This is a genomic window from Thioalkalivibrio sp. ALMg3, from assembly GCF_000381225.1.
In the GTDB taxonomy this organism is placed as follows: domain Bacteria; phylum Pseudomonadota; class Gammaproteobacteria; order Ectothiorhodospirales; family Ectothiorhodospiraceae; genus Thioalkalivibrio; species Thioalkalivibrio versutus.
On the sequence record NZ_KB906223.1, the window covers coordinates 65910 to 88620 of the forward strand.

Consider the following 22711-nt stretch of genomic DNA (forward strand, 5'->3'; position numbering starts at 1 on the left):
GGGCTCAGTCTCCGTTCGGGGGCACCGCGGCCCGGCGCCCGATCAGCGCCTGGCCCAGCGCCAGCCCGCCGTCATTGGGCGGGATGCGTTGCGGCCACAGCGGACGGAAGCCGGCGGCCTGCAGCGCGTCCACGCATTGTTGCAGCAACCACCGATTCTGGAAGCATCCGCCGGTCAGCGCCACGGTTTCCTCGCGCCCGGCCCGGGCGGCCTCCACGGCGAACCCGGCCAGCGCCCCGTGCAGGCGGACGGCCATACGGCTGGCCCCGGCGCCGTCGGCATGGTCGGCTAGCAGGGTCGCGACCAGCGGGCCCCAGTCGGCCTGCCAGGGTGCCGTTGCTGTATCCAGCGCAATGCCGGCGGTGCCGAGTCCGTATCCCGTGGCCTCCGCCGCCTGCTGCACGAGCATGGCCGCCTGCCCCTCGAAGCCGGCACCGGTGCGTAGCCCGCCCAGCGCCGCGACCGCGTCGAACAGCCGCCCGACGCTGGACGTCCAGGGGGCGTGGATCCCTCGCTCCAGTGCCGCGAGCAGCGGGTGCCATTCCGCAGCGGTAAACAAGGCCCGCGCGGGGCTCGCCTCCAGCGCGGCCGGATCGCCGTCGAAGTGGGCATGCAGCAGGCCCAGCAGGGCGCGCCGGGGTTCGCGTATCGCGGCCTCGGCCCCGGGCAGGCGGAAGGGCCGCAGATGACCCCGCCGTTGAAAGCCCCCGTCGGCGTCCACTGCCAGGCATTCGCCGCCCCACAGCATGCCGTCCTCGCCGAGTCCCATGCCGTCCCAGACCAGCGCCACGGCCGGTTCGCGTACCCCGTGCTCCGCCAGGCAGGCCGCCGCATGGGCGTGATGGTGCTGTACGGCGACGACCGGAGGCCCCCAGGCCCCGGCCAGCGGCGTGGAGGCGTAGTCGGGATGCCGGTCGCAGGCGACGCGCGCGATGTCCACGCCACAGAGCTCGCCCAGTGCGCGGGCCTCGCCAGCCAGCCGGTGCAGGGCCGCATCGCTGTCCAGGTCGCCGACGTGGGCGCCGACGACCACCTCGTCCTCCAGGGCCAGGGCCGGGGCGGCCTTCAGGTGGCCCCCCAGTGCGAGGGTGACGGGCCCGGCGTCTGGCAGGGGCACTCGCAGCGGCGCATACCCGCGGCCGAGGCGCAGGCATTGCGGCCGGCCCGCGGCGATCTGGAACACCGAATCGTCCAGTGCCCGCGCGATCGGCCGGTCGTGGTCCAGGATCCCGTCCGCGATCATGCCCAGTCGGGTCACCGCCTCCGCGGTGTCGATACAAAGGGGCTCGCCGCCGCGGTTGCCCGAGGTGCAGACCAGCGGGCCGGCGAAGCCCTCCAGCAGCAGGTGATGCAGTGGCGTCGCCGGCCGCATCAGTCCCAGACGGTTGAACCCCGGCGCCACGCCCTCTGCCAGCGGGGCGCCGGGCCGGCGGTCCACCAGCACGATCGGGGCCTCCGGCGCATCCAGCAGCGTACGTTCGGCGCCGGTGGCACGTGCCACTTGGTCCAGCCAGTCGCCATCCGGCAGCATGACCGCCAGCGGCTTGTCCGGGCGCTGCTTGCGCGCGCGCAGGCGGGCCACCGCATCCTGGCGGGTCGCGTCCACCAGGAGCTGGAACCCGCCCAGACCCTTCAGCGCCAGGATCTGCCCCTCGCGCAGGGCGTTGACTGCCGCGTGCAGGGCCGCATCGCCGGTGGTGTGTTCGCTTCCGTCCGGGCCGCGCAGCGTTACCTGCGGCCCGCAGTCCGGGCAGGCCATGGCCTCCGCGTGAAAGCGCCGGTCCCCCGGGGCCTCGAACTCCGCCCGGCAGGCCGCGCACAGCGGGAATCCGTCCAGGGTGGTCTGCGAACGGTCCCAGGGCAGGGCCGTCGCTATACTCCAGCGCGGCCCGCAGGCCGTACAGGCGGTAAACGGGTAGCGGTGGCGCCGCGCCGCGGGGTCACGGATCTCGGCGAGGCAGTCGGGGCAGGGTGCACGGTCCGGTGCCAGGGCCGGCGCACCGCCCTGCCCGGGGCCCTGAACCACGCGGAAGGTGGTATCGCCGACGGGGCGAGATGCCGTCACGGTGATCGCATCGACCCGCGCGGCCGGCGGGGCCTCCTGCTCCAGGGCAGCCCGCAGCGCGACGAGCGCGGCCTCTCGTCCCTCGGCCTGGATCACCACGCCGGACGGCGTGTTGCCCACCGAGCCGGTGATGCCGAGCCGCCGGGCCCGCTCCGCGACAAACGGCCGGAAGCCAACGCCCTGAACCCGGCCGGTGACCACCAGGTGCCAGCGCGCAGGCGACGGGGCGCGTGTCGCGGCGACGCTCACGCCACGTCCAGGCTCCGCAGCAGGATCTGCTGGGCCTCGGGGTGGGTCTCGTCGTCCGAGGTCTCCACCTCCAGCTCGGCCCCCTCGGCGACGGTGCCGCGGGTGCCGTCCTCGAAGTGCTCGCGGAAATGCTCCGGCGTGATATGCGACAACGCGCCCAGCCATACCCGTACGCGGGTCACGCGCCGGGCGTTGTTGTCGGCCGCCACCTGCTCGATCTTGCGCATCAGATCGGCCATCAGCGAAAACTCGTGCATCCGTGTTCCCTATCCGAAAAAACAGGCGTATTCGTCTTTCTCCACCACCTGTAGCACATCCTCCAGCGAGGCGAGTTCCGGGTGTGGGTCGTAGCCATGCCACTTCAGGTCTGCCCGTTGCCAGTAGAGTTTCCATCGGCCCGACTTGCGCACGAACGTGGCCTTGAATACCGGGTTTTCCACGATCCTCGAAGCGTCATCCATCAGCGGGCGCACCTCGTACAGCGACACGCTTTGACCCTCCAGGCGCCAGACAAAGTCCAGACGGTCTCGAACATGGGCGGGCGGCCGCCGCCGTTCCACGAACGCCTCCATCAGCTTTTCGATCCGTTTGCGCTCGAGTTCGCTCAGGGCCATTGTTATCCGTTCTCTGGTTGTAGCCGGGCCAAGGAGGGGCTTCCCAGCCGGCCTTCGCGAACGCGATGATGCCGGCGGTACCCGGTAGTCTAGAGTTTGTACTACGTGCAGGCGCGGAATCGACCCGCCCGGGCACGGTTGCCCACGATCCGGTCAGGTCGCCGCGCTGCGCGCCACCCCTTCAATCGCCCGGCCCAATCAGGAGCGCTCATGCAGATCCACCTGGACACCCCGGACCTGATGACCCGCGTGCGGCTGGAGTCGCGTTGGCGTTCGGCCGGCGCATCGGTTACCAGCAGTCAGGCGCCGGAGCAGCCCGACCTGGTGGTAGTCGACCTCGGCAGCCGTGGCGTGGAAGCGGTGTCGACCTGGCGCGAGCGCTACCCAGACGCGAAGATCCTCGCCTTTGGCCCGCACGTGGAAGGGGCGATGCTCAAGGCGGCGCGCCAGGCGGGCGCCGACGAGGTCGTGGTCCGTGGCAAGGTGGCCGACCGGGTCGCAGCCAAGCTGGGGGGTGATCGCGCCTGAAGGCGCTCCGGCCCCGCAATCCGGGGCCCGCGTTCACGCCGTGGTCGCGCGACGAGAGGCCGACAGGGCGCGCAGGCGGCGGCGCTGCATCTTGAGGCGATACTCCAGTTCCTTGAACTGGGTGCGCAGTTCCGTGCGCACCCAGCGATCGTTCATGGCCTCGCGCCCGGCCCGCATCTTGCGCGCCTGCACCTCCTGCCACTGGTTCACGGTATCGCGGAAACGCTGATACTCCCGCTCCACGGTTGCGCGCCAGGAGTCGTGCGCCGGCTCGGCCTGGTCGGCATTGAGCAGCCGGCGAAACTCGGTGTGCAGCCGTGCGCGCATGATCTTGAAGCGCGGTGTCCAGCGGCGGTCATACACCAGTCCGGTCCAGGCAAAAAGGTTGATCAGCCACTTCGAGGGGTCGTACTGCCACCAGCGCACCCCGTTGCGGTAGTCCGCCTGAAAGGCGTGGTGGAAGTTGTGGTACCCCTCGCCCCAGGTGAGCAGGGCGACCAGTCCGTTGTCCACGGCGGTGCTGTCGTCACTGTAGGGACGACGGCCCCACCAATGCGCCAGGGAGTTGATGAAGAACGTGAAGTGGTGGCTGAGCACCATGCGCAGAATGCCGGCCAGCAGCAGCATGCCGATCACATCCCCGAATGCCAGCCCCAGCAGCAGAGGCAGGCCCAGGTTCAGTCCCCAGGCCAGGGTCCAGTAATGCCGATGCTGCCACATTACCACCGGGTCCTTCGCCAGGTCCTTCACCCGCGAATAGTCGGGCTCGCTGGTGGGCCAGTTGCGCAGCATCCAGCCCATGTGGGCATGCCAGAAACCGCGCTTGATGGAATGCGGGTCGCGTTCCACATCATCCACGTAGCGATGATGCACGCGATGCCGCGCGCCCCAGTTGTAGATGCTGTTCTGCAGCGCCAGGGCACCGCTCAGCGCCAGCAGGACGCGCAATGGCCCCCGCGCCTTGAAGGTGCGGTGCGCCCAGAGCCGGTGATAACCCACCGTGATGCCCAGCCCGCTCAGCACCAGGAACAGGCCAAAAAACAGCCAGGCCGCGCCGCTGAAGCCCTGGGTGAGCCACCACCATGGCACCAGCGTGACCGCGGCCAGGTTGGTCAGTGCAAAGAAAACTGCCGGCGTCCAGGCAATCGGGGGGGCACGTTCGGACATGGTGGAGACCTGCAGGCGACCGGGGCGAGCGAAGATGCTCACCTATTCATAGCAGATGAGACCGCGACCGGCGAGTAAAAGTGCCCTCGTTCCGGACGCTTGGGCCCAGAGCGTTGCCGGATGATGGTAATTCCTTCGGAGGCGCCGCTTCGCGCCGGGTGTGGCGGGCCACTTCGCGTTCTACTTCCTGAGTATCGCGAACGCTAGCGTGGCCGTGGCGGGCACACTGAGGTACACCGCTCCGGTGTTCGTCTAATCGTCTCCTTCGCCCTGAAGCTGGAAAGCCCCGACACGCTCAAGCTGGTGGCGATCGCGCTGATAATGGTCGGGATCGTGATGCTGACCCAGACGTATGACACTGGCGCGAGCGGCGTGATCCTTATTGGCGCCGGTGAGGGCCTGCTGGCGGGTATGTCCTGCGCCATCTTCATCTTCGGCTTCTCAAGTACGCCGGTTCGCACGGAAGCCCGCAGGCTGTCCATGACCCCGAAGCCGCGACCGATGGACCGGCCGGCCGCGCAGGTTCTCGGCGTCAGGCCAGGTCTTTGTCGCCTTCGATAGATCGCGGCCAATAGCGCGATCTGACGCCGCACCCGGCCCCCTTCCTGCGCTGCGAAGTCGGTGACGGAATGCACCATCATGGGGCGGTCGGGATTGTCTTCTCGGCACCCGCATGCCTAAATGCGTCCGAATCAGACCATCAGGATGCGATCCATGAACGGAAGCCTCGACGAGAAGCTCGAACCCATTTATCAGGAAGTCCTGCACCGCAACGCCGGGGAGACGGAATTCCATCAGTCTGTCCATGGCGTGCTGGAGACGCTGGGACCGGTGCTGGTGAAGTACCCGGAGCTCGCCGAGCTCAAGATCATCCAGCGCATCTGCGAGCCCGAGCGTCAGATCATCTTTCGCGTCCCCTGGCAGGACGACAGGGGCGAGCTGCACATCAACCGGGCCTTCCGCGTCCAGTTCAACAGTGCGCTGGGCCCCTACAAGGGGGGCATGCGTTTTCACCCCTCGGTGTACCTGGGCATCATCAAGTTCCTCGGCTTCTCGCAGGTGTTCAAGAACGCCCTCACCGGCCTGCCGATCGGGGGCGGCAAGGGCGGTAGCGACTTTGACCCGAAGGGGCGCTCCGATTCCGAAATCATGCGCTTCTGCCAGAGCCTGATGACCGAGATGTACCGCCACATCGGCGAGTACACTGACGTGCCCGCGGGCGACATCGGCGTGGGCCAGCGCGAGGTCGGCTACCTGTTCGGCCAGTACAAGCGCCTGACCAACCGCTTCGAATCCGGCGTGTTCACGGGCAAGGGGCTGGACTGGGGCGGCAGTCGTGCACGCACCGAGGCCACCGGCTACGGCGCGGTCTTCTTTACCCAGGAGATGCTCAAGGCCCGCAACGATTCGCTGGAGGGCAAGCGCGTGGTGGTCTCCGGGGCCGGCAACGTCGCCATCTATGCCACCCAGAAGGCCCAGCAACTGGGCGCCCGGGTGATCGCCTGCTCCGACTCGCGCGGCGTCATTCTCGATGAAGGCGGTCTCGACCTGGACCTGGTGCGCCAGATCAAGGAACGTGAGCGCGGCCCGATCAGCGCCTACGCTGAGCGCAAGAAGGGGGCGAAATACAGCGAAAACGGCTGCATCTGGGAAATCCCCTGCGACGTCGCCCTGCCGTGTGCCACGCAGAACGAATTGACCGGCAAGGACGCCAAGGCGCTGGTCGAGAACGGCTGCATCGCGGTCGCCGAGGGCGCCAACATGCCCGTGACCCCGGAAGGCATCCGGACCTTCCGCGATGCCGGCACCGCCTTCGGTCCCGGCAAGGCCGCCAACGCCGGCGGCGTGGCTACCAGCGCGTTGGAGATGCAGCAGAATGCGAGCCGGGACTCCTGGACCTTCGAATACACCGAGGCGCGCCTGCAGGAGATCATGGCCATCATCCATCGCACCTGCCACGAAACGGCCGAGGAATACGGCTCGCCTGGCAATTACACGGTCGGCGCCAACATCGCCGGCTTCGTGAAGGTCGCACGTGCCATGGAGGCGATGGGCCACATCTGAGACGCTCAACGCGGACGTGCAAATGGATCAGCGGTTTGCCATTTGCCACTATGGCGAGGCGAGGGGCAACACCCGGCCCGAGGTGCGTGCGGCGAGATTGACGGAAACGTTCATCTCGCCTCTTTGCCGTGAGAATCATGGTCGGTCGCCTTCAACATGGCACGAATGCGGTCAATGTGGACTTGAGAGTCCTTTGCCCGCTGGCAGACCGATGAAGCGGCCGTTTTGTTTTCATTCTTGCTCATAGTTACGAGCAGATTCTGGCGCTCCTCGAACATTCTGAGCGCAACCCAGAGCGTTTCCTCAATCTTTTCATTTTGTTGTGCAAGCAGCACCGAAGAGGTAAACGCATGGCCTGTATGACAGCGATAGCGCAGGATGCTTCCTTCCTCTATTTGCCATAACACCCCACCACAGTCGGGACAGTTGTAGGGCACCTGCTCGCCGAGCGCCTCGACCGAAGGCAAATCGCTCAGTACCCGCTTTGCGATCTCTGCCTCGATCATGATGTCTTCCGGAACCTCCTTGCTTTCCGGTAGCTCCCTCCTCAAAAGATCGGATAGTAGCGCCCCCATCCCGGATACCGGCAAACAGTGATCGGCCCCAACATTCGCGATTACCGATTGCGGCATATCCGGATAAGACGCATCCTCGGGATCTTGTGCGATGCAGACTCCACCGCATCTTTTGATGGCCATCATTCCGCTGGTGCCATCATCCAGATACCCCGTCAGGATGATGCCTATCACCCGGTTGCCATAGGCCACTGCTGCGGAGCGAAACAAGGGATCAATAGCGGGCCGTGAACGGTTTTCCCTGGCACCTTTGGTAATGAGGATCTTTCCCTTCTCAATCAACATGTGTTGGTCGGGGGGTGCCAGATAAATCCCCCCAGGTTTGAAAGCGTGTTCGTCATGCGCCTGGACACAGGCAAGGGGGCTGCTTTCACTCAGGGCTTTGACCAGCGCTTCTCCGGAGTTGTCCGCGCTCATGTGGTTGACTATGAAAATGGGTGCCGCAAAACCCTTCGGAAGTTGCGCGACCAGAGTCTTTAATGCAGCCATCCCCCCAGCGGATGCCCCAACAACAATGACCATCGAGTTGCTTTTTTTAGTCATCACGACCATCCATCGATGGAGCAGGTTCGAACAGCCGAGTGTGGCATCGCGTCACCGAGATCGGTGACGCCGATAAATAAATGGGTTATTCGGAATATATAGACCTGACCATCGGCAATCGCAAAAAGGGGCATGCGAAGCGCGAACGGGGTCAGCTTTTACCTTCGTCGTCTCCCCTCGCTGAACGGAAAAGGCGAGCTACGGCCCCGAATCTGCGAATGTGAGGAAGCCGTTACCGGGCACAGCGGTCCGGGGGCATCGCGAGTGTGAGGTCGTCGAGGATTCGGCGGGCGGCTTTTGGGATGGCGTCGATGGCTTGCGGCGAGAGTCCGGTACCGTCTTCCAGGTGTGCGGGCTCGATTCCGTGGACGATAAGGGTGGGCGGAAAGGCGTCGAGCGCGCGGGCGAGTTCGACGGCCTCGGCGAGGCCGATGCCGTGCGAGGAGTAGCGGGTGCCGCGCGGCAGGGGCTCGCGGGCGTCAAGACGATGGAGGGTACCGGGCGCGGCGCCGGTGACGATGGCGTCGACCAGGATGACGGGGTGGTGGCCCTGCAACAGGTCCATGAGCTCGGCGGGCTCGCCGCTGCAGGTGGCGGTTGTGAGGCCCGGCGTGCCGGCGAGTGCGTCGACCACGGCGTGGCCGATGCCGTCGTCGCCGCGCCAGGGGTTCCCGATGCCGATGACGAGTGGCCCCTTGCCTGCCGATCTTCCATCGTCGGCCGAGGCCTCTTGGGTTTGTTCAGGGGTCTTGCGGGATCCATTTTCCGCGGCCTCGACAATGGATGCCCTGCGTTCGTTGTCCATGTCCGATTCGAACTCGCCTGCTTCAAAGGGATCGAGCAGTTCCTGCTCTTCCTGATTCAGTTTGGTGGGCTTCCGCATGCGTTCCTTCCGAAACTCGCATCTTTCTTTTGGGCGCTGTTCATTTTCGGTCGACGGTCAGGTCGAGGAAGTGGGTGGCGCAGGAGATGCAGGGGTCGTAGTTGCGGATGGCGACTTCGCAGTGGTGGCGTAGTTCGTCGTCCGGCAGGTCGAGGTTGTTCTGTACCAGTTCGCGCAGGTCGGCCTCGATGGTGGGCTGGTTGACGGAGGTGGGCGGGACGATCTTTGCATCGCTGATCAGACCCGCGTCGTCGATGCTGTAGCGGTGGTAGCAGATGCCGCGCGGGGCCTCGGTGGCGCCAAAGCCGGTGCCGGCGCGCGGGGTGACCGGCAGCGCGGGTTCGGCCGGTGTCTGCCGGTAACCTTCGACCAGGCGCAGGGCCTCCTCGAAGGCGAGGACGATCTCGATCATGCGCACCTGGATACTGCGGAAGGGGTTGCGACAGGCCGCGCCCAGCCCGGCGCGCTCGGCCAGCTCGGCGGCGCGCGGGGTGAGGCGTTCGCGGTTCAGGGCGAAGCGCGCCAGCGGGCCCATGAACACCGGTTCGCCGGAGTCCGAGCGGTGGCTGTGCAGGGCGTTGGAGTGGGCGACGTGTTCCTCGGTGAAGATGTCGTCGTAGTCGCGGATGGCCGCGTCCAGGCCGCTGCTGGAGCCGAGGCGCCCGTGGGTGATCGGGTATTCGTCCGGGTGGACGAGCGACACGAACTCGTAGTCGCGTTCGAGGTTCGGGTAGTCGAGGGTGGCGAGGAATTCGGCGACCTCGCAGGAGGCCTCCAGGCCCCAGGACAGGTCCTCGCCCAGCCCCGCGACCTCGGCCGGCGACGGCGCGCGGTAGAAGCCGCCGACGCGCAGGTTCACCGGGTGGATCTCGCGCCCGCCCAGCAGGCGCAGGATGGAGTTGCCGATCTTCTTGATGCGCAGGCCGTTGCGCACCATATCCGGGTGGTCCTTCGCGGCGGTGACCGCATCCGGATAGCCGAGGAAGTCCGGCAGGTGGAGCATGAATACATGCAGGGCGTGGCTCTCGATCCACTCGCCGCAGTAGGCCAGCCGCCGCAGGTGCTGCAGCACGCCGTCCACGGTGATGCCACAGATGTCCTCCATCGCCAGCGAGGCCCCCATCTGGTAGGCGATCGGGCAGATGCCGCAGATGCGCGCGGTGATGTCCGGGGCCTCGCGGAAGTCGCGCCCGCGCAGGAAGCCCTCGAAGAAGCGCGGCGCCTCGAAGATCGACAGCTTCACCTCCTCCACGCGGTCGCCCTCAGTGCGCACGTACATCGCGCCCTCGCCCTCCACGCGGGCGAGGTAGTCGACTTCGATGGTGCGGGTCTCGCTCATGGCCGGTTTCCTGATTCTTCGGGCGGTGCCGCGCCGCTCTCCTGACGTTCGCTCTCCTCGCGGAAGGCGTCGGCGCCGGCGTTGAAGGTGCGGTAGAAGCGCACGCGCGTGGCGCGATCCATCCCCAGGGTCTCCAGCTGGCCGGACAGGCCCGGCGCGTTGGGCGTCTCCTTGGGCCCGAAGCAGCCATAGCAGCCGCGGTTGCACCCGGGGCACAACGCGCCGCAGCCGGCGTGGGTGACCGGGCCGAGACAGGGCGTGCCATGGGCGACCATCACGCAGACCTGTCCCGCCCGCTTGCACTCCTCGCAGACGCTGGCGCTGGAGACCTGCGGGCGCCGGCCGTAGAGGAAGGCGCTGACGACCTCCAGCAACTGGTACTTGTCGATCGGGCAGCCGCGCAGCTCGAAGTCCACCGGCACGTGCTGGCTGATGGCATCCGAGGTGGCCAGGGTCTCGATGTATTCCGGGTGGGCGTAGACCTGGCGGGTGAACGCCTCGACATCCGCGAAGTTGCGCAGGGCCTGGATGCCGCCGGTGGTCGCGCAGGCGCCGATGGTCACGAGGAACTTCGATGCGCGGCGGATCTCGCGGATCTCCTCCGCCGCCTGTGGCGTGGTGATCGAGCCCTCCACCAGTGTCAGGTCCCACGGCCCGTCGATGCGGGTGCGCGTGGCCTCGGGGAAGTGCGCGATCCGGATGCGGTCGGTGACCGCCAGGAGCTCGTCCTCGCAGTCCAGCAGGCTCAACTGGCAGCCGTCGCAGGAGGCAAACTTGAACACCGCGAGGGTAGGCTTTTCCCGACTCATAGCTCGCGTATCCGGAAGGCCGGTTCCATCACCGGGTAGGGGAACACGGGGCCGTCGCGGCAGACGAAATGCGCCCCGATCTGGCAGTGGCCGCAAAAGCCCACCGCGCAGCGCATGTTGCGCTCCATGGAGACATAGATGTCCTTCGGCTTCAGGCCGCGGCGCTCCAGCGCGGACGCGGTGAAGCGCATCATCACCTCCGGGCCGCAGGTCATCGCCAGGGTGTTGCGCCGGTCGAAGCCGCCACGATCGACCAGCTGGGTGACCACGCCGACATCGCCGCGCCAGGCGGCGGTGCCGCGGTCCACGGTGATGCGCAGATCCACATCATCCCGCTCGGCCCAGGCGTCCAGCTCGTCGCGAAAGATCATGTCGCCGGGCGAGCGCGCGCCGTAACAGACCACCACGCGCCCGAACTCCGAACGCCTCTGGAGCGCCGCGTGGATCACCGGCCGCAGCGGCGCCAGGCCGATGCCGCCGGCGACCAGCACCAGGTCGCGCCCGCGCGCCTGTTCCAGCGGCCAGGCCGTGCCGAACGGCCCGCGCAGGCCGACCACCGTGCCGGCCTCCAGATCCTGCATCGCGCGGGTCACGCTGCCCACCGCACGGATGGTGTGCACGATACCGCCGTCGTCGGTGATCGCGGAGACCGAGATCGGCACCTCGCCCACGCCGAACAGGTAAAGCATGTTGAACTGCCCGGGTGCCGGCGCGGCGCCGGGCTCCACCCCCGGCTCGGGGTACAGCGTCCAGCTGAAGACCTCGTTGCTGGCCACGTCGCGGCGCACCGAGTGGATGCGCCAGGGCTCTGGCGCCATCGCCTGATCCGGCAGGGTTGCAACCGCGTCAGGCGCCATGGCCGGGCCCTCCGTGGCTGTAGATATCCAGCGCCTGCAACCGCGCCGCCTGCAGGCGCTGGACGATCAGCGCGGCGAAGTGCTTCATCAGTACGTAGCCGAACGCCGGGTCGGCCTCCATACGTTCGCGCAGCACGCCGGCATCGAAGCGCAGGGTATGGATGTCGGTCACCGCCCGCGCATCGTAGCTGGCGCGGTACGGCGGCAGCAGCCAGGACCAGCCGAGGATGTCTCCCGTCCCGAGGGTCTGGAATGCCACGCTGCCTTCCCGCAGCGGGCTCTCCAGCGCGACCTGGCCCTCGCGGATCAGCCAGAAGGTCTCGGTCGGCTCGTGGTCGCTCATCAGCCGGGTGCCGGCCGTATAGCTGCACTTCGCCGCGCAGGCCGCCAGCAGGCGCCGGTGCTCCGGCGCCATATCCTCGAAGAAGGGCTCTTTCTCGATGATGGCCAGCAGCTCGTTCATCCCCGGCCCTCCGGATCGCGGCGCACCGCGGTGACTTCCTCGGTGATGTCGATCCCCACTGGGCACCAGGTGATGCAGCGCCCGCAGCCGACACAGCCGGAGGTGCCGAACTGGTCATGCCAGGTGGCCAGCTTGTGGGTGATCCACTGGCGATAGCGCGCGGCCACGGACTCGCGGTGTGGCCCGCCGACCAGGTGCGAGTGTTCCTGGTTGAAGCAGGAATCCCAGCGCCGCACGCGTTCGGTGCGCTGGCCTTCCAGGTCCGGCACCTCCTCGACCTGCGAGCAGAAGCAGGTAGGGCAGACCAGGGTGCAGTTGGAGCAGGACAGGCAGCGCTCGGCGGTTTCCTCCCAGCGCGGGTGCTCGAAGGCCCGGTTGAGCACCTCGCGGGCATCCGCCGGCATCTGCCGGCCCATCTTTTCCGGTGCCTCGGCCCACACCCGCTCGGTGGCGGCCTGCTCGGCATCGCTGGCCGGGCGCGGATCGAGCCGGTCGAGCATCGCGCGCCCGGCCTCGGACCCGGCCTCGGCGACCAGAAAGTGCTGGGTGGCGTCGATCACCTCGGTCAGCGCCAGGTCGAATCCCTCGCGGGCGCGCGGGCCGGTATCCATGGAAGCGCAGAAGCAGGTTCCGCCCGGCTCGGCGCAGCTGACCGCGACCATGAACAGGTCCCGCCGGCGGGCGGCATAGCCGCGGTCCTGCACCGCCTGGCCGAGGAATACCCGGTCCTGCACGTCGATCGCCGCCAGCTCGCAGGCGCGCATGCCGATGAAGGCACGGCGCGGCGCGTCGGAGGTGCCGGGCTCGGTCACGAAGCTGCCGTCCGGCTGGCGGGTCAGCCGGAACAGGGTCTCCTCGGGCGGGAACAGGTACTTCTTCCAGGAATGCGGCCCGACCACATAGCCGAACAGCGCGTCGTCGTCGCGTTCGCGCAGGCGGTAGTGTCCGGGGGCCTGCTCGTCGGTCCAGCCCACCGGCAGGTCCTCGAGACCGCCCACTCGGTCGTAGACGATCGCGCCATCGCGCCGTGTCGGCCCCACGACCTCGTAGCCCTCCCCGGCCAGCAGGCGGATCAGCGTGTCCACGGCTTGCGGTGCGATCACTTCCACAGACGGCTCCTGGGCCTCGGGCGAGCCGCTCGGTACGGCAAGGCCCCACACCCGTCCATAGTGCGGCAAGAGCGTGGCGCGATCCAGCGACCTCCCGGGCTGGTAATCACCCGGATACCTGCCACACTCCATGGAGGGCGGTGTGCGGCCCTGGCGACCCGTTGTCCGGGGAAAACGATGCCAGTTATGAATGCGCCGGCGAGGCACAATATCTTCGTGGTCGGTCTGGACGACTTCCATCTGGGCCAGCTCCAGACCCTGCCCGGGGCGGAGGGTTATGCCTTCCACGCACTGTTCACACGCGAGGAGGTCAAGCCCTGCACCCGGTTTCCGGTGCGTCGGATCCTGATCGAGGGTCGCGAACGGTTGAGCCAGTTTCCCGGCACGGCGGATGCCGTGGTCGGTTTCTGGGACTTTCCGGTCAGCACGATCCTGCCCCTCCTGCGCCAGGCCAGGGACCTGCCGGGGCCGACCCTGGAAAGCGTGCTGAAGTGCGAGCACAAGTACTGGAGCCGGCTTGAACAGGCCCGCGTTGCACCCGAACACATCCCGGCCTTCTGCGCGGTCAACCCGTTTGCCGACGATCCCCTGCGCGAGGTCACCCTGGATTTTCCGTTCTGGATCAAACCGGTGAAATCGGTGCTCTCCTACCTCGGCTTTCGCATCGACGATGTGGACGACTTCCGGCGTGCCATGGAGCGGATCCGCAGGGAGATCGACCGCTTCGGCGAGCCCTTCAACCATGTCCTGGGGCACGCGACACTGCCTCCGGAGGTGGCCGGGGTCGATGGCAATCACTGCATTGCCGAGGCGCTGATATCGGAGGGGCGTCAGTGCACCCTGGAGGGGTATGCCTGGCAGGGCACGGTCCGGATTTACGGTGCTGTCGATTCCCTGCGCGAGGGTGCGGCCGGCTCCTCATTCTCCCGCTACCAGTACCCGTCCATCCTTCCGCAGACGGTACAGGCACGGATGGAGGAGATAGCGGACCGCGTGATCCGGCAGGTGGGCTATGACTGCGCCCCGTTCAACGTGGAGTTCTACTGGGATGAGGCCACAGACCGGATCTGGCTGCTGGAGATCAACACCCGCATCTCCAAGTCTCATGCCCCGCTGTTCCGGATGGTGGATGGCTGCTATCACCATCAGGTGATGATTGATTTGGGCTTGGGGCGCGCGCCGACGATGCCCCATCGCCAGGGGGCCTTCCGATGTGCGGCCAAGTTCATGGTTCGCCGGTACCAGGATGCACGGGTCGTGCGGATGCCCACGCCGGCGGACATCGCGGCCGTCGAGGCCGAGTTCCCCGGTGTGGTCGTACAGATCGAAGTCGAGGAGGGCATGCTGCTGTCGCAGCTTTGTTATCAGGACAGCTACTCCTACGAGGTCGCAACCCTGTTTATCGGGGCCGCGGACAACACCGAACTGGAGCGGATCTACACACGCGTGATGGAGCGGCTACCCATGGAGTTCGAGCCCGCCACACCCCCGGGCGAGGTACAGTCATGAACGTTGTCCACGACTTTCCCTGCGCGGTGGAGGTCGAGGAATACATCCCGATCCCGCTTGCTGACGGCACGCGTCTCGCCGCCCGACTGTGGCGCCCCGAAGGCGCCGAACAGCAGCCGGTACCCGCGATCCTGGAATACATCCCGTACCGCCGCCGTGATTCCACCCGGCTGCGCGACGACGCGATGCATCACTACTTTGCCGGTCACGGTTACGCCTGTTTGCGGGTGGACCTACGCGGGTCCGGTGACTCCGAGGGGGTGCTGGAGGACGAATACCTGCAGCAGGAGCTGGACGACGGCGTGGAGGTTCTGCGCTGGATGGGTGAACAGCCCTGGTGCAACGGCAATGTGGGCATGATCGGCATCTCCTGGGGCGGCTTCAACGGCCTGCAGATCGCGGCATTGCAACCGCCGGAGCTGAAGGCGGTGGTCAGTGTGTGTTCCACCGATGACCGCTATGCCGACGACGTCCATCACATGGGCGGCTGCCTGCTGGGGGACAACCTGTCCTGGGCCTCGACCATGTTTGCCTACAACTCCCTGCCGCCGGATCCGGAGATCGTGGGCGAACGCTGGCGCGAGATGTGGTTCCAGCGCCTGGAGGGCAGCGGGCTGTGGCTGGAGAAGTGGTTGCGCCACCAGCGCCGCGACGACTACTGGAAGCATGGCTCGATCTGCGAAGACTGGTCCGCGGTGCGAGCCCCGGTGATGGCGGTCAGTGGCTGGGCCGACGGCTACTCCAATGCGGTCTTTCGCCTGCTGGCCAACCTCCAGGGGCCGCGGCTGGGTCTGGTCGGCCCCTGGAGCCACAAGTATCCGCATCAGGGTGTACCGGGCCCGGCCATCGGTTTCCTGCAGGAATGTCTGCGCTGGTGGGACCGCTGGCTGAAGGGTGAGCAGAACGGGATCATGGACGAACCCATGCTGAGGGTCTGGATGCAGGACAGCGTCCCGCCGACCACCCGCTACGAGGAGCGCCCTGGGCGCTGGGTAGGCGAACCACACTGGCCCTCGGCGAACGTGGAGTTCGAACCGTTGACCCTGGCCTGGCCGGGGCGGCTGGAGAGGGCATCGGCTGTCGCGCCGGAACGCGAAATGACCCTGCAGTCGCCGCTGAGTGTGGGCCTGTTTGCTGGCAAGTGGTGCTCGTATGCCGCGACCCCGGACCTGCCCCATGACCAGCGCGAAGAGGATGGGGGTGCCCTGGTGTTCACCAGCGCCCCGCTGGAAGAGCCCCTGGAGGTCCTCGGCGCCGCGATGCTGGAGCTGGATTTGAGTGTCGACCAGCCCGTCGCAATGGTTGCGGCGCGGTTGTCCGATGTTGCCGCTGACGACAAGGCGACCCGCGTCACCTACGGGCTGCTCAACTTGACCCACCGCGAAGACGCCGAGACCCCGCAACCCCTGGAGCCCGGGAAAACCTACCGCGTCCGGGTCAAGTTCAACGACGTGGCCCAGCGCTTCCCGGTAGAACATCGCATCCGGCTATCGCTGTCGACTTCGTATTTCCCGCTGGCATGGCCGGCGCCGCGGCCGGTCCGGCTGCGGCTCATGACGGGCGCGAGCCGTCTGCTTCTGCCCCGTCGCGCGCCGCGCGAAGACATGGATGCCCGAATCGCCTTCCCGCTCCCCGAGGGCGGGCCTCCCTCGACGGAAACCCATCAGCTAACGCCGCAGCTGCACAACTGGCGGGTCATTCGCGACCTGGCGGAGGACGAGTCGACTCTCGCGGTGACCAACGATGCGGGGACGGTACGGCTGGACGACCTGAACCTGGAGATGCAGCGGAAGGCGCTGGAGTGGTACAGCTACCAGGGTGATGACTTCAACTCGGTGCGTGGGGAGACCCTATGGGAACGCGGCTTCCGACGCGGCGACTGGGCGGTGCGCACGGTAACCCGAACGGTGCTTACCTCGAGCCCCACCGATTTCGAGATCCACGCCCAGCTGGATGCGTACGAGGGCGAGCGTCGCGTCTATGCCCGCAACTGGGACGTGAAGATCCCCCGCGACCTCGTCTGACAAAGCCACCAGGGTGGTTGGAGTCTGCCCGTGACAGCGCCCGATCCTGCGTTATGCTGGTGCCATCGTCCGGTCTCGGGGGCGGTTCCATGGGGGCACGCGCATCGTCGCTGCCCAGGGCCGGTTCCTCCCTCATGCGCAAACACCGGAACGAGGCATCGTTGGGAAACCCCTTGGGGACCTAGCGTGCGCAGGTACTACGCGAGCCCTTATTCAACCTATGGATTAGAGAGAACGTTATGCGGGTCACCGTATTCAGTGTTCAGCAACACGATCGCGAGTTTCTGCTCCCTGCTTTTCAAGCGGCGGACATGAAGCCGCTCCTGCATGCCGAACGCCTGACCGCAGAGACGGTGCACCTTGCCACAGGGTCGGATGCGGTCTGCGTCTTTACCAACGATGACTTGCACCGGCGCGTGATCGACGGGCTCGCCGATCACGGGGTGCATGTGGTGGCGCTGCGCTGTTCCGGCTACGACAACCTGGATATCGACCGCGCCCGCGAGCGTGGCGTGCGCGTGGCGCGGGTGCCGGCCTATTCCCCGAACGCGATTGCGGAGCACGCCGTCGCCCTGCTGATGACGCTGAACCGGCGCGTTCACCTCGCCTGGGACCGCACGCGGCGAGGTGATTTTCGCCTCGATCACCTGACCGGATTCGATCTCGTTGGCCGCTCGGTGGGCATCGTCGGCACCGGCCGCATCGGCCAGGCCTTTGCGCGCATCATGCTGGGCTTCGGCTGCCGGGTGGCGGCGCACGACCCGTATCCCAACGCCGAGCTGCAGGCCGCGGGCGTCCAGTACCTCGAGCTGGATGCGCTGCTGGCGCAGTCCGAGGTGCTCAGCCTCAGCTGTCCGCTGACTCGCGAAAACCGCCACCTGATCAATAGTGACAGTCTGGCGCGGCTCCCGCGCGGGGCCTTCCTGATCAACACCGCCCGCGGGGCGCTGGTTGATACGGATGCGGCCGAGGCCGCGCTGGAGTCCGGTCAGCTCGGCGGGCTGGCGATGGATGTGTACGAGAACGAGGCCTCGCTGTTCTTCCGCGACTGGTCGCTGGCCGGGCTGCCCGATCGCCGCCTGGCGCGGCTGATGCAGCGCGACGACGTGCTGGTCACCGGCCACCAGGCTTTCCTGACTCGCGAGGCGCTGACCAACATCGCCGCGACCACGGTTGCCAGTATCCAGACCCTGCTTGACGACCCCGAGGCCCGGCCGGAGGGCCGTGTTGTCTAGGAGACGCTGCCTCGAACGTCCGGGGCGCGTGGCCCCGGACGTCGGGATCAATCAGTGCCTCGCTAGAACAAGGCCAGTTCGGCCTCCTGGTAGGCGATATTCGTGTTGCGCGGGGCCAGGTCGTCGAAGTCGGCAAGGTCCTGCCAGGGCGCGTCGTCGAAGGCCCGGATGGCGGATTGCATGTCCGTACCCATGTCCGCTGCCTCGTACATGTGGTCCCATAACGACCGCAGGTAGTCGTGGGTGGGATGTTCGAAGGTCGACAGCGCACCCGGCTCACCGTGGCCCGGGATGAACTTCGCGTCCGCGTACTCCTCTTGTAGATGCTCATAGGCCTGGAGCCAGCCCTCCATGCTGCCGTCGGCCAGGATGGCCAGCAGGCGCCCGCTGTAGAGCACGTCGCCCGCGAACACGACATTGTCCGGTTCGACCACCGCGATCAGGCTGCCGTGCGTATGGGTGCTGCCCACGTGACGGATGGTCACACTCACGCCGCCCAGATCCAGCTTTTTGTCATCCTCGACCATCACATTGGGTCGCTTGGGGTGCTCGGTGGACCCTTCCGGCCAGTCCAGGGCATTCTCGAGCTGCATGGCGAACATCGAGGCGCTGCCCTGCATGCGCTCGACGGCCTCGGGCGCGGCCAGGATGTCGGCGCCGGCCTCGCGGAACACGTCGTTGCCCATGAAGCGGTGTGGTTGCGAATTGGTGTTGATCACGTAGCGCACCGGCTTGTCGGTGGTGGCGCCGATATGCTCCAGCATCGCCTGCGCCATCTCCGGCGTGTAGCCGGAATCGATGACGGCCACGGCGTCGTCGCCGACCACGTAGCCCAGGTTCATGCGAAAGCCCTGGTTCTCCGCATCGGGTCCGCCGTAAGGGCCGATCCAGGTATGGGCGTGATCGGAGATCGCCCGCGGTTCGGGCAGGATCGGGGCGTCGTCGGCACCCAGGCTGACGCCGGGCGCCAGGATCAGGAGGGCCATTCCGGCCAGGGCCCAGGTGCGGGTGGGGTTCAGCATGGTGCGGACTCCTACAGCAGGAGCCGATACCCGGCGCCGAGCACGGCGCAGACGAGGATCAGCGGGATGATGCCCACCCGGAAACGGGCCAGGGCGATAAAGGCGGCGATGCCGAGCAGGGCGGAGAACCATTCGAAGGTTCCCTCGAAGCCCGCGGGCCACAGGACGTGCCAGGTGAAGAACACGGCCAGGTTCGCGATCACGCCGACCACGGCGGCGGTAATGCCGGTCAGCGGTCCGGTGAAGTGCAGGTCGCCCCGGGTGCGCTCGACCAGGGGCGCGCCCACCAGGATGAACAGGAACGACGGCAGGAAGGTGAAGAAGGTCGCGACCAGCGCGCCGAGCAAGGCGGCGAGCAACACCTGATCGGGGCCGAGGAAGGCCTGGGTCCAGCCGCCGATGAAGCCGACGAAGGTGACCACCATGATCAGCGGGCCTGGCGTGGACTCGCCAAGCGCCAGCCCGTCGATCATCTGGGTCGGGCTCAGCCAGCCGTAGGTCTCCACCCCGCCCTGGTAGACGTATGGCAGCACCGCGTAAGCGCCGCCGAAGGTCACCAGGGCGGTCTGGGTAAAGAACTGCCCCATGCGGGTCAGCGTGGTGTCCCACCCGAATACCGCGAGCAGCATGCCGAAGACGGCAGCCCACAGGCCGAGGCCGACGGCGAGGAAGCGGATCACGCGCGCCCAGCGAAACTGCATCCAGGGTGCGGGTGGGGTGTCGTCGTCCACCACGGCCGGCCCCGTGGCCTTGCGGCCGCCAGCGCTGTGCGATTCGCCGCTGCGGAAGCGCTCCGGCCAGATCCGGCTGCCCAGCCAGCCGAGCAGCCCCGCGGCGATGATGATGTACGGGAACGGGATGTTGAGCGCGAAGATCGCCAGGAACGCCGCTACGGCCATCAGCCATAGCAGGCCGTTGTTCAGGACACGTCCGCCGATGCGCCAGCCGGCATAGACGATGATCGCGATCACCGCTGGCTTGATGCCGTAGAACACGGCCTCCACCGCGGGCACGTCGCCAAAGGCCAGGTACACCCAGGACAGCCCGGTGATCAGGACCAGCGAAGGCAGGATGAACAGCAGCCCGGCCATCACGCCGCCGAAAGTGCCGTGCAGCAGCCAGCCGAGATACGTGGCGAGCTGCTGCGCCTCCGGCCCCGGCAGGACCATCGCGTAGTTCAGCGCGTGCAGGAAGCGGTTCTCGGAGACCCAGCGCCGCCGTTCCACCAGCTCCTCGTGCATCATCCCGATCTGCCCGGCGGCCCCACCGAACGAGATGAAGCCGAGCTTCAGCCAGTAGCGAAAGGCCTCGGCCCGGGTGGGCGGGCTCGGACGTTGCGTGGTCGAGGGATCGGGGTCGGTCATGCGGGGTCGCGTCCGGATTGTTGTTCAAAGGCCTGGCGCAGGTCGTGCAGTACGGGCGTTACGCGGGCCAGCAGGGCATCGTCATCTGCGCACTGCTGCTTCGCCCCGGTCAGGATGCTCTCGAAGCCCGCGGCCTCGGCGACGGGGCGCCCGCCCACGTCCAGGAAATGCACCATCTCCGCCAGGCCGGCGAGCCCGCTGTCGCGTTCCAGACTGAATGCCGCCAGCAGCACTTCGAAGGTGACGCGGTCGCCGACGTGGGTGAACGTGGCGCCGTCGAAGTCGAAACCAAGGGCCTCGGCCGGGCAATCGGCCGGGGTTGCGAGCCAGACGAAGCGCGCGTCGGGGTCGATGAATTCGCGGATCAGCCAGGCACTGGCGACCCGGTCTACCCACATTGCCGCGCGCGTCGCCCACAGTCGGCCCCGGTAGTCCGCCCGCTCCAGCCTGGCAATGCCCGCGTCCGGCTCGGGCGAGGGTTCGTCAGGCGACAGGACTGCCTGCGCGGCGGAATCCAGGCGGGCCAGCTGCGCCTCCAGCGGTGCGCGACCGGGGCCCGGGAAGTAGTCGGTGCGGCGCAACTGGTCGGCCTCGCGGTGGATCTGGCGCAGGCGCTTGAGGAGCTCGGATTCGCCCAGTCCGGGCAGCTGTCCCAGCAGGGTTTCCGCGTTGCCTTGCAGTGCCCGGTATTCCGTGTCCCGGTCGAACAGGCTGTGGTAATGCGCCTGCTCCTCGGGGTTGGCGGCCACCGGCAGGTGGTAGGCCTGGTTGCCCGCCGCGCGCGCCGACTCGGCCAGCTCCAGCAGGGCGTCGCGCAGGTCCGAGCGGTTGGGCAGCAGGTAGACCCCATCGCGGAGGGTGGCTGCGCCAAGTGCCTTCAGCGCCCGCCATAGCCGGACCCGGGTCGAGTCCTGCCCGCTCTGAAAGGCGAAGATCAGGAGTTGCCAATCGGTATCCCGAAAATTCATGTCACATGTATATCAGCAATGTAACGTCCGTTACAAATTCAGGGGGTGCGCGCACAAAAAGGCCCGGCGCCTTGCGGGGCCGGGCCTTGGGGAGCGCATCGGGGTGCCCGAGGCGCGAGGGGTTCTTAGCCCTCGTTGTGGTAGCGGGTGATCCGCTCCACTTCGTTCTTCGCGCCCAGGACTACCGGCACGCGCTGGTGAATGCCCGTGGGGCTGATATCCATGATGCGCTCGCGACCGGTGGTGGAGGCGCCGCCGGCCTGCTCGATGATGAAGCTCATCGGGTTGGCCTCGTACATCAGGCGCAGCTTGCCGGCGGTGCCCTTGGCCTGCATCTTGGAGTCCATCGGGTACATGAACACGCCGCCGCGCGACAGGATGCGGTGCACCTCGGCGACCATGGAGGCCACCCAGCGCATGTTGAAGTCCTTGTCGCGGGCGCCTTCCTTGCCGGCCAGGCATTCGTCGATGTAGCGCTTGACCGGGGCCTCCCAGAAGCGGCTGTTGGACATGTTGATCGCGAATTCCTCGGTGTCTTCCGGGATCTGCACGCTGTCCTTGGTCAGCAGGAACTCGCCGAAGTCCTTGTCCAGGGTGAACATCTGCACGCCCTTGCCGGTGGTCAGCACCATCATGGTGGACGGGCCGTACAGGCAGTAGCCGGCGGCGATCTGCTTGGTGCCCGGCTGCAGGAAGTCCTCGGTCTTCGGATCGGAGACGCCTTCCGGCGCCTTCAGGATGGAGAAGATCGTGCCGACGGAGACGTTCACGTCGATGTTGGAGGAGCCGTCCAGCGGGTCGAACAGGACCAGGTAATGACCGCGCGGGGCGCCGGCCGGCATCTCGCAGATCTCGTCCATCTCCTCGGAGGCGAGGCCGGCGGCGTGGCCGTTGTGGCCCAGGGCCTCGATGAACACCTCGTTGGTGATGATGTCGAGCTTCTTCTGCGTCTCGCCCTGCACGTTCTCGGAGCCGGCGGAGCCGAGAACGCCGACCAGGTCACCCTTGTCGACGAGGTCGGAGATCTTCTTGCAGGCCACCGAGATATCGTTCAGCAGGCCGGTGAATTCGCCGGTCGCGCCCTGGATACCGCGCTGGGTCTCGATAATGTAGTTGGTCAAAGTCGTGCCGATATGCATGATGCAATCCTGATGGTGTTGTGAATCGGGTGACACCGCGCAATCGAGGTGCGTGAGCACCATGACGGGGCGAACGGCCCCGGTGCGCCGAGTGTCTTAACCGGCATAGTGTAGCAAAAGCACCCGGATGGGCCGATCCGACGGGTAGTTCATGGCTTGAGCGGGCTGGCACTTGTCGTGCATGG

20 protein-coding genes and 1 pseudogene are annotated in these 22711 nt (G+C 67.1%); 6 read left to right on the forward strand and 15 right to left on the reverse strand.

The genetic code is table 11. The features are described from left to right. Positions 1-4: 4 nt before the first annotated feature. From hypF to F622_RS0106775, 3 genes are read right to left on the reverse strand one after another with little or no spacing between them, the layout of a single operon-like run. On the reverse strand, positions 5-2314 hold the full coding sequence (gene hypF / locus F622_RS0106765) for a carbamoyltransferase HypF (RefSeq protein WP_019571557.1): 2310 nt from the start codon (positions 2312-2314) through the stop codon (positions 5-7). Further along, positions 2311-2571 (reverse strand): hydrogenase maturation nickel metallochaperone HypA, encoded by a 261-nt coding sequence (locus F622_RS0106770; RefSeq protein WP_018168831.1) that lies wholly within the window; start codon positions 2569-2571, stop codon positions 2311-2313. The genes hypF and F622_RS0106770 overlap by 4 nt, the downstream gene beginning before the upstream one ends. Positions 2572-2580: 9 nt before the next feature. Further along, the gene (locus F622_RS0106775; protein WP_018175939.1) at positions 2581-2928 is read right to left on the reverse strand and encodes a DUF3024 domain-containing protein; all 348 of its coding nucleotides are present in this window, start codon (positions 2926-2928) and stop codon (positions 2581-2583) included. 210 nt (positions 2929-3138) lie between these two features. On the opposite strand from F622_RS0106775, the gene F622_RS0106780 reads away from it, so the two are divergent. Beyond that, on the forward strand, positions 3139-3456 hold the full coding sequence (locus tag F622_RS0106780; protein WP_018144999.1) for a response regulator transcription factor: 318 nt from the start codon (positions 3139-3141) through the stop codon (positions 3454-3456). 33 nt (positions 3457-3489) lie between these two features. Here F622_RS0106780 and F622_RS0106785 read toward each other — a convergent pair whose 3' ends face one another. Then, complete coding sequence (locus F622_RS0106785; RefSeq protein ID WP_018168834.1) at positions 3490-4623, reverse strand: acyl-CoA desaturase; 1134 nt, start codon at positions 4621-4623, stop codon at positions 3490-3492. Positions 4624-4780: 157 nt separating this feature from the next. Between F622_RS0106785 and F622_RS14115 the strand changes: the two are divergent. Continuing rightward, positions 4781-5102 (forward strand): annotated as a pseudogene (locus tag F622_RS14115) (EamA family transporter); the annotation flags it as partial. A gap of 235 nt (positions 5103-5337) precedes the next feature. Further along, on the forward strand, positions 5338-6687 hold the full coding sequence (gene gdhA / locus F622_RS0106800) for an NADP-specific glutamate dehydrogenase (RefSeq protein ID WP_018175942.1): 1350 nt from the start codon (positions 5338-5340) through the stop codon (positions 6685-6687). Between the two features lie 110 nt (positions 6688-6797). On the opposite strand, the gene F622_RS0106805 is transcribed toward gdhA, so the two are convergent. The 7 genes from F622_RS0106805 to F622_RS0106835 all read right to left on the reverse strand — a co-directional run bounded on the left by F622_RS0106805 (position 6798) and on the right by F622_RS0106835 (position 13265). Continuing rightward, positions 6798-7805, reverse strand: coding sequence for a chemotaxis protein CheB (locus tag F622_RS0106805; protein WP_019571558.1), 1008 nt, complete (start codon positions 7803-7805; stop codon positions 6798-6800). Between the two features lie 232 nt (positions 7806-8037). After that, complete coding sequence (locus tag F622_RS0106810) at positions 8038-8688, reverse strand: hydrogenase maturation protease (protein WP_019571559.1); 651 nt, start codon at positions 8686-8688, stop codon at positions 8038-8040. Positions 8689-8728: 40 nt separating this feature from the next. After that, positions 8729-10027, reverse strand: coding sequence for a Ni/Fe hydrogenase subunit alpha (locus F622_RS0106815; protein ID WP_019571560.1), 1299 nt, complete (start codon positions 10025-10027; stop codon positions 8729-8731). Beyond that, the gene (locus F622_RS0106820; RefSeq protein ID WP_019571561.1) at positions 10024-10836 is read right to left on the reverse strand and encodes an oxidoreductase; all 813 of its coding nucleotides are present in this window, start codon (positions 10834-10836) and stop codon (positions 10024-10026) included. Before F622_RS0106820 ends, F622_RS0106815 begins: the two co-directional genes overlap by 4 nt. Beyond that, positions 10833-11693, reverse strand: a complete 861-nt coding sequence (locus F622_RS0106825) for an FAD/NAD(P)-binding protein (protein WP_019571562.1) — start codon at positions 11691-11693, stop codon at positions 10833-10835. Before F622_RS0106825 ends, F622_RS0106820 begins: the two co-directional genes overlap by 4 nt. After that, complete coding sequence (locus F622_RS0106830; RefSeq protein ID WP_018175948.1) at positions 11683-12156, reverse strand: cyclic nucleotide-binding domain-containing protein; 474 nt, start codon at positions 12154-12156, stop codon at positions 11683-11685. The genes F622_RS0106825 and F622_RS0106830 overlap by 11 nt, the downstream gene beginning before the upstream one ends. Next, positions 12153-13265 (reverse strand): sulfite reductase subunit A, encoded by a 1113-nt coding sequence (locus tag F622_RS0106835; protein ID WP_019571563.1) that lies wholly within the window; start codon positions 13263-13265, stop codon positions 12153-12155. The genes F622_RS0106830 and F622_RS0106835 overlap by 4 nt, the downstream gene beginning before the upstream one ends. A 186-nt stretch (positions 13266-13451) precedes the next feature. On the opposite strand from F622_RS0106835, the gene F622_RS0106840 reads away from it, so the two are divergent. The 3 genes from F622_RS0106840 (at position 13452) to F622_RS0106850 (ending at position 18033) form a co-directional block, all read left to right on the forward strand. After that, entirely contained in the window at positions 13452-14774 is a 1323-nt protein-coding gene (locus F622_RS0106840) for an acetyl-CoA carboxylase biotin carboxylase subunit family protein (RefSeq protein WP_019571564.1), read from the forward strand. Continuing rightward, positions 14771-16798, forward strand: coding sequence for a CocE/NonD family hydrolase (locus F622_RS0106845; protein WP_018950909.1), 2028 nt, complete (start codon positions 14771-14773; stop codon positions 16796-16798). Before F622_RS0106840 ends, F622_RS0106845 begins: the two co-directional genes overlap by 4 nt. Before the next feature lie 239 nt (positions 16799-17037). After that, positions 17038-18033 (forward strand): 2-hydroxyacid dehydrogenase, encoded by a 996-nt coding sequence (locus F622_RS0106850; protein ID WP_019571565.1) that lies wholly within the window; start codon positions 17038-17040, stop codon positions 18031-18033. A gap of 62 nt (positions 18034-18095) precedes the next feature. Here F622_RS0106850 and F622_RS0106855 read toward each other — a convergent pair whose 3' ends face one another. The 4 genes from F622_RS0106855 to F622_RS0106870 all read right to left on the reverse strand — a co-directional run bounded on the left by F622_RS0106855 (position 18096) and on the right by F622_RS0106870 (position 22526). Further along, a complete protein-coding gene (locus F622_RS0106855) occupies positions 18096-19055 on the reverse strand; it encodes an MBL fold metallo-hydrolase (RefSeq protein ID WP_018168846.1) in 960 nt (319 codons plus the stop codon). 11 nt (positions 19056-19066) lie between these two features. Next, entirely contained in the window at positions 19067-20419 is a 1353-nt protein-coding gene (chrA, locus tag F622_RS0106860) for a chromate efflux transporter (RefSeq protein WP_018168847.1), read from the reverse strand. Then, positions 20416-21387 carry a chromate resistance protein ChrB domain-containing protein gene (locus F622_RS0106865; protein ID WP_018168848.1) on the reverse strand — a complete coding sequence of 324 codons (972 nt, stop codon included), beginning with the start codon at positions 21385-21387 and terminating at the stop codon, positions 20416-20418. Before F622_RS0106865 ends, chrA begins: the two co-directional genes overlap by 4 nt. Positions 21388-21512: 125 nt before the next feature. After that, positions 21513-22526 carry a class 1 fructose-bisphosphatase gene (locus F622_RS0106870; RefSeq protein ID WP_018168849.1) on the reverse strand — a complete coding sequence of 338 codons (1014 nt, stop codon included), beginning with the start codon at positions 22524-22526 and terminating at the stop codon, positions 21513-21515. Positions 22527-22711: the final 185 nt, after the last annotated feature.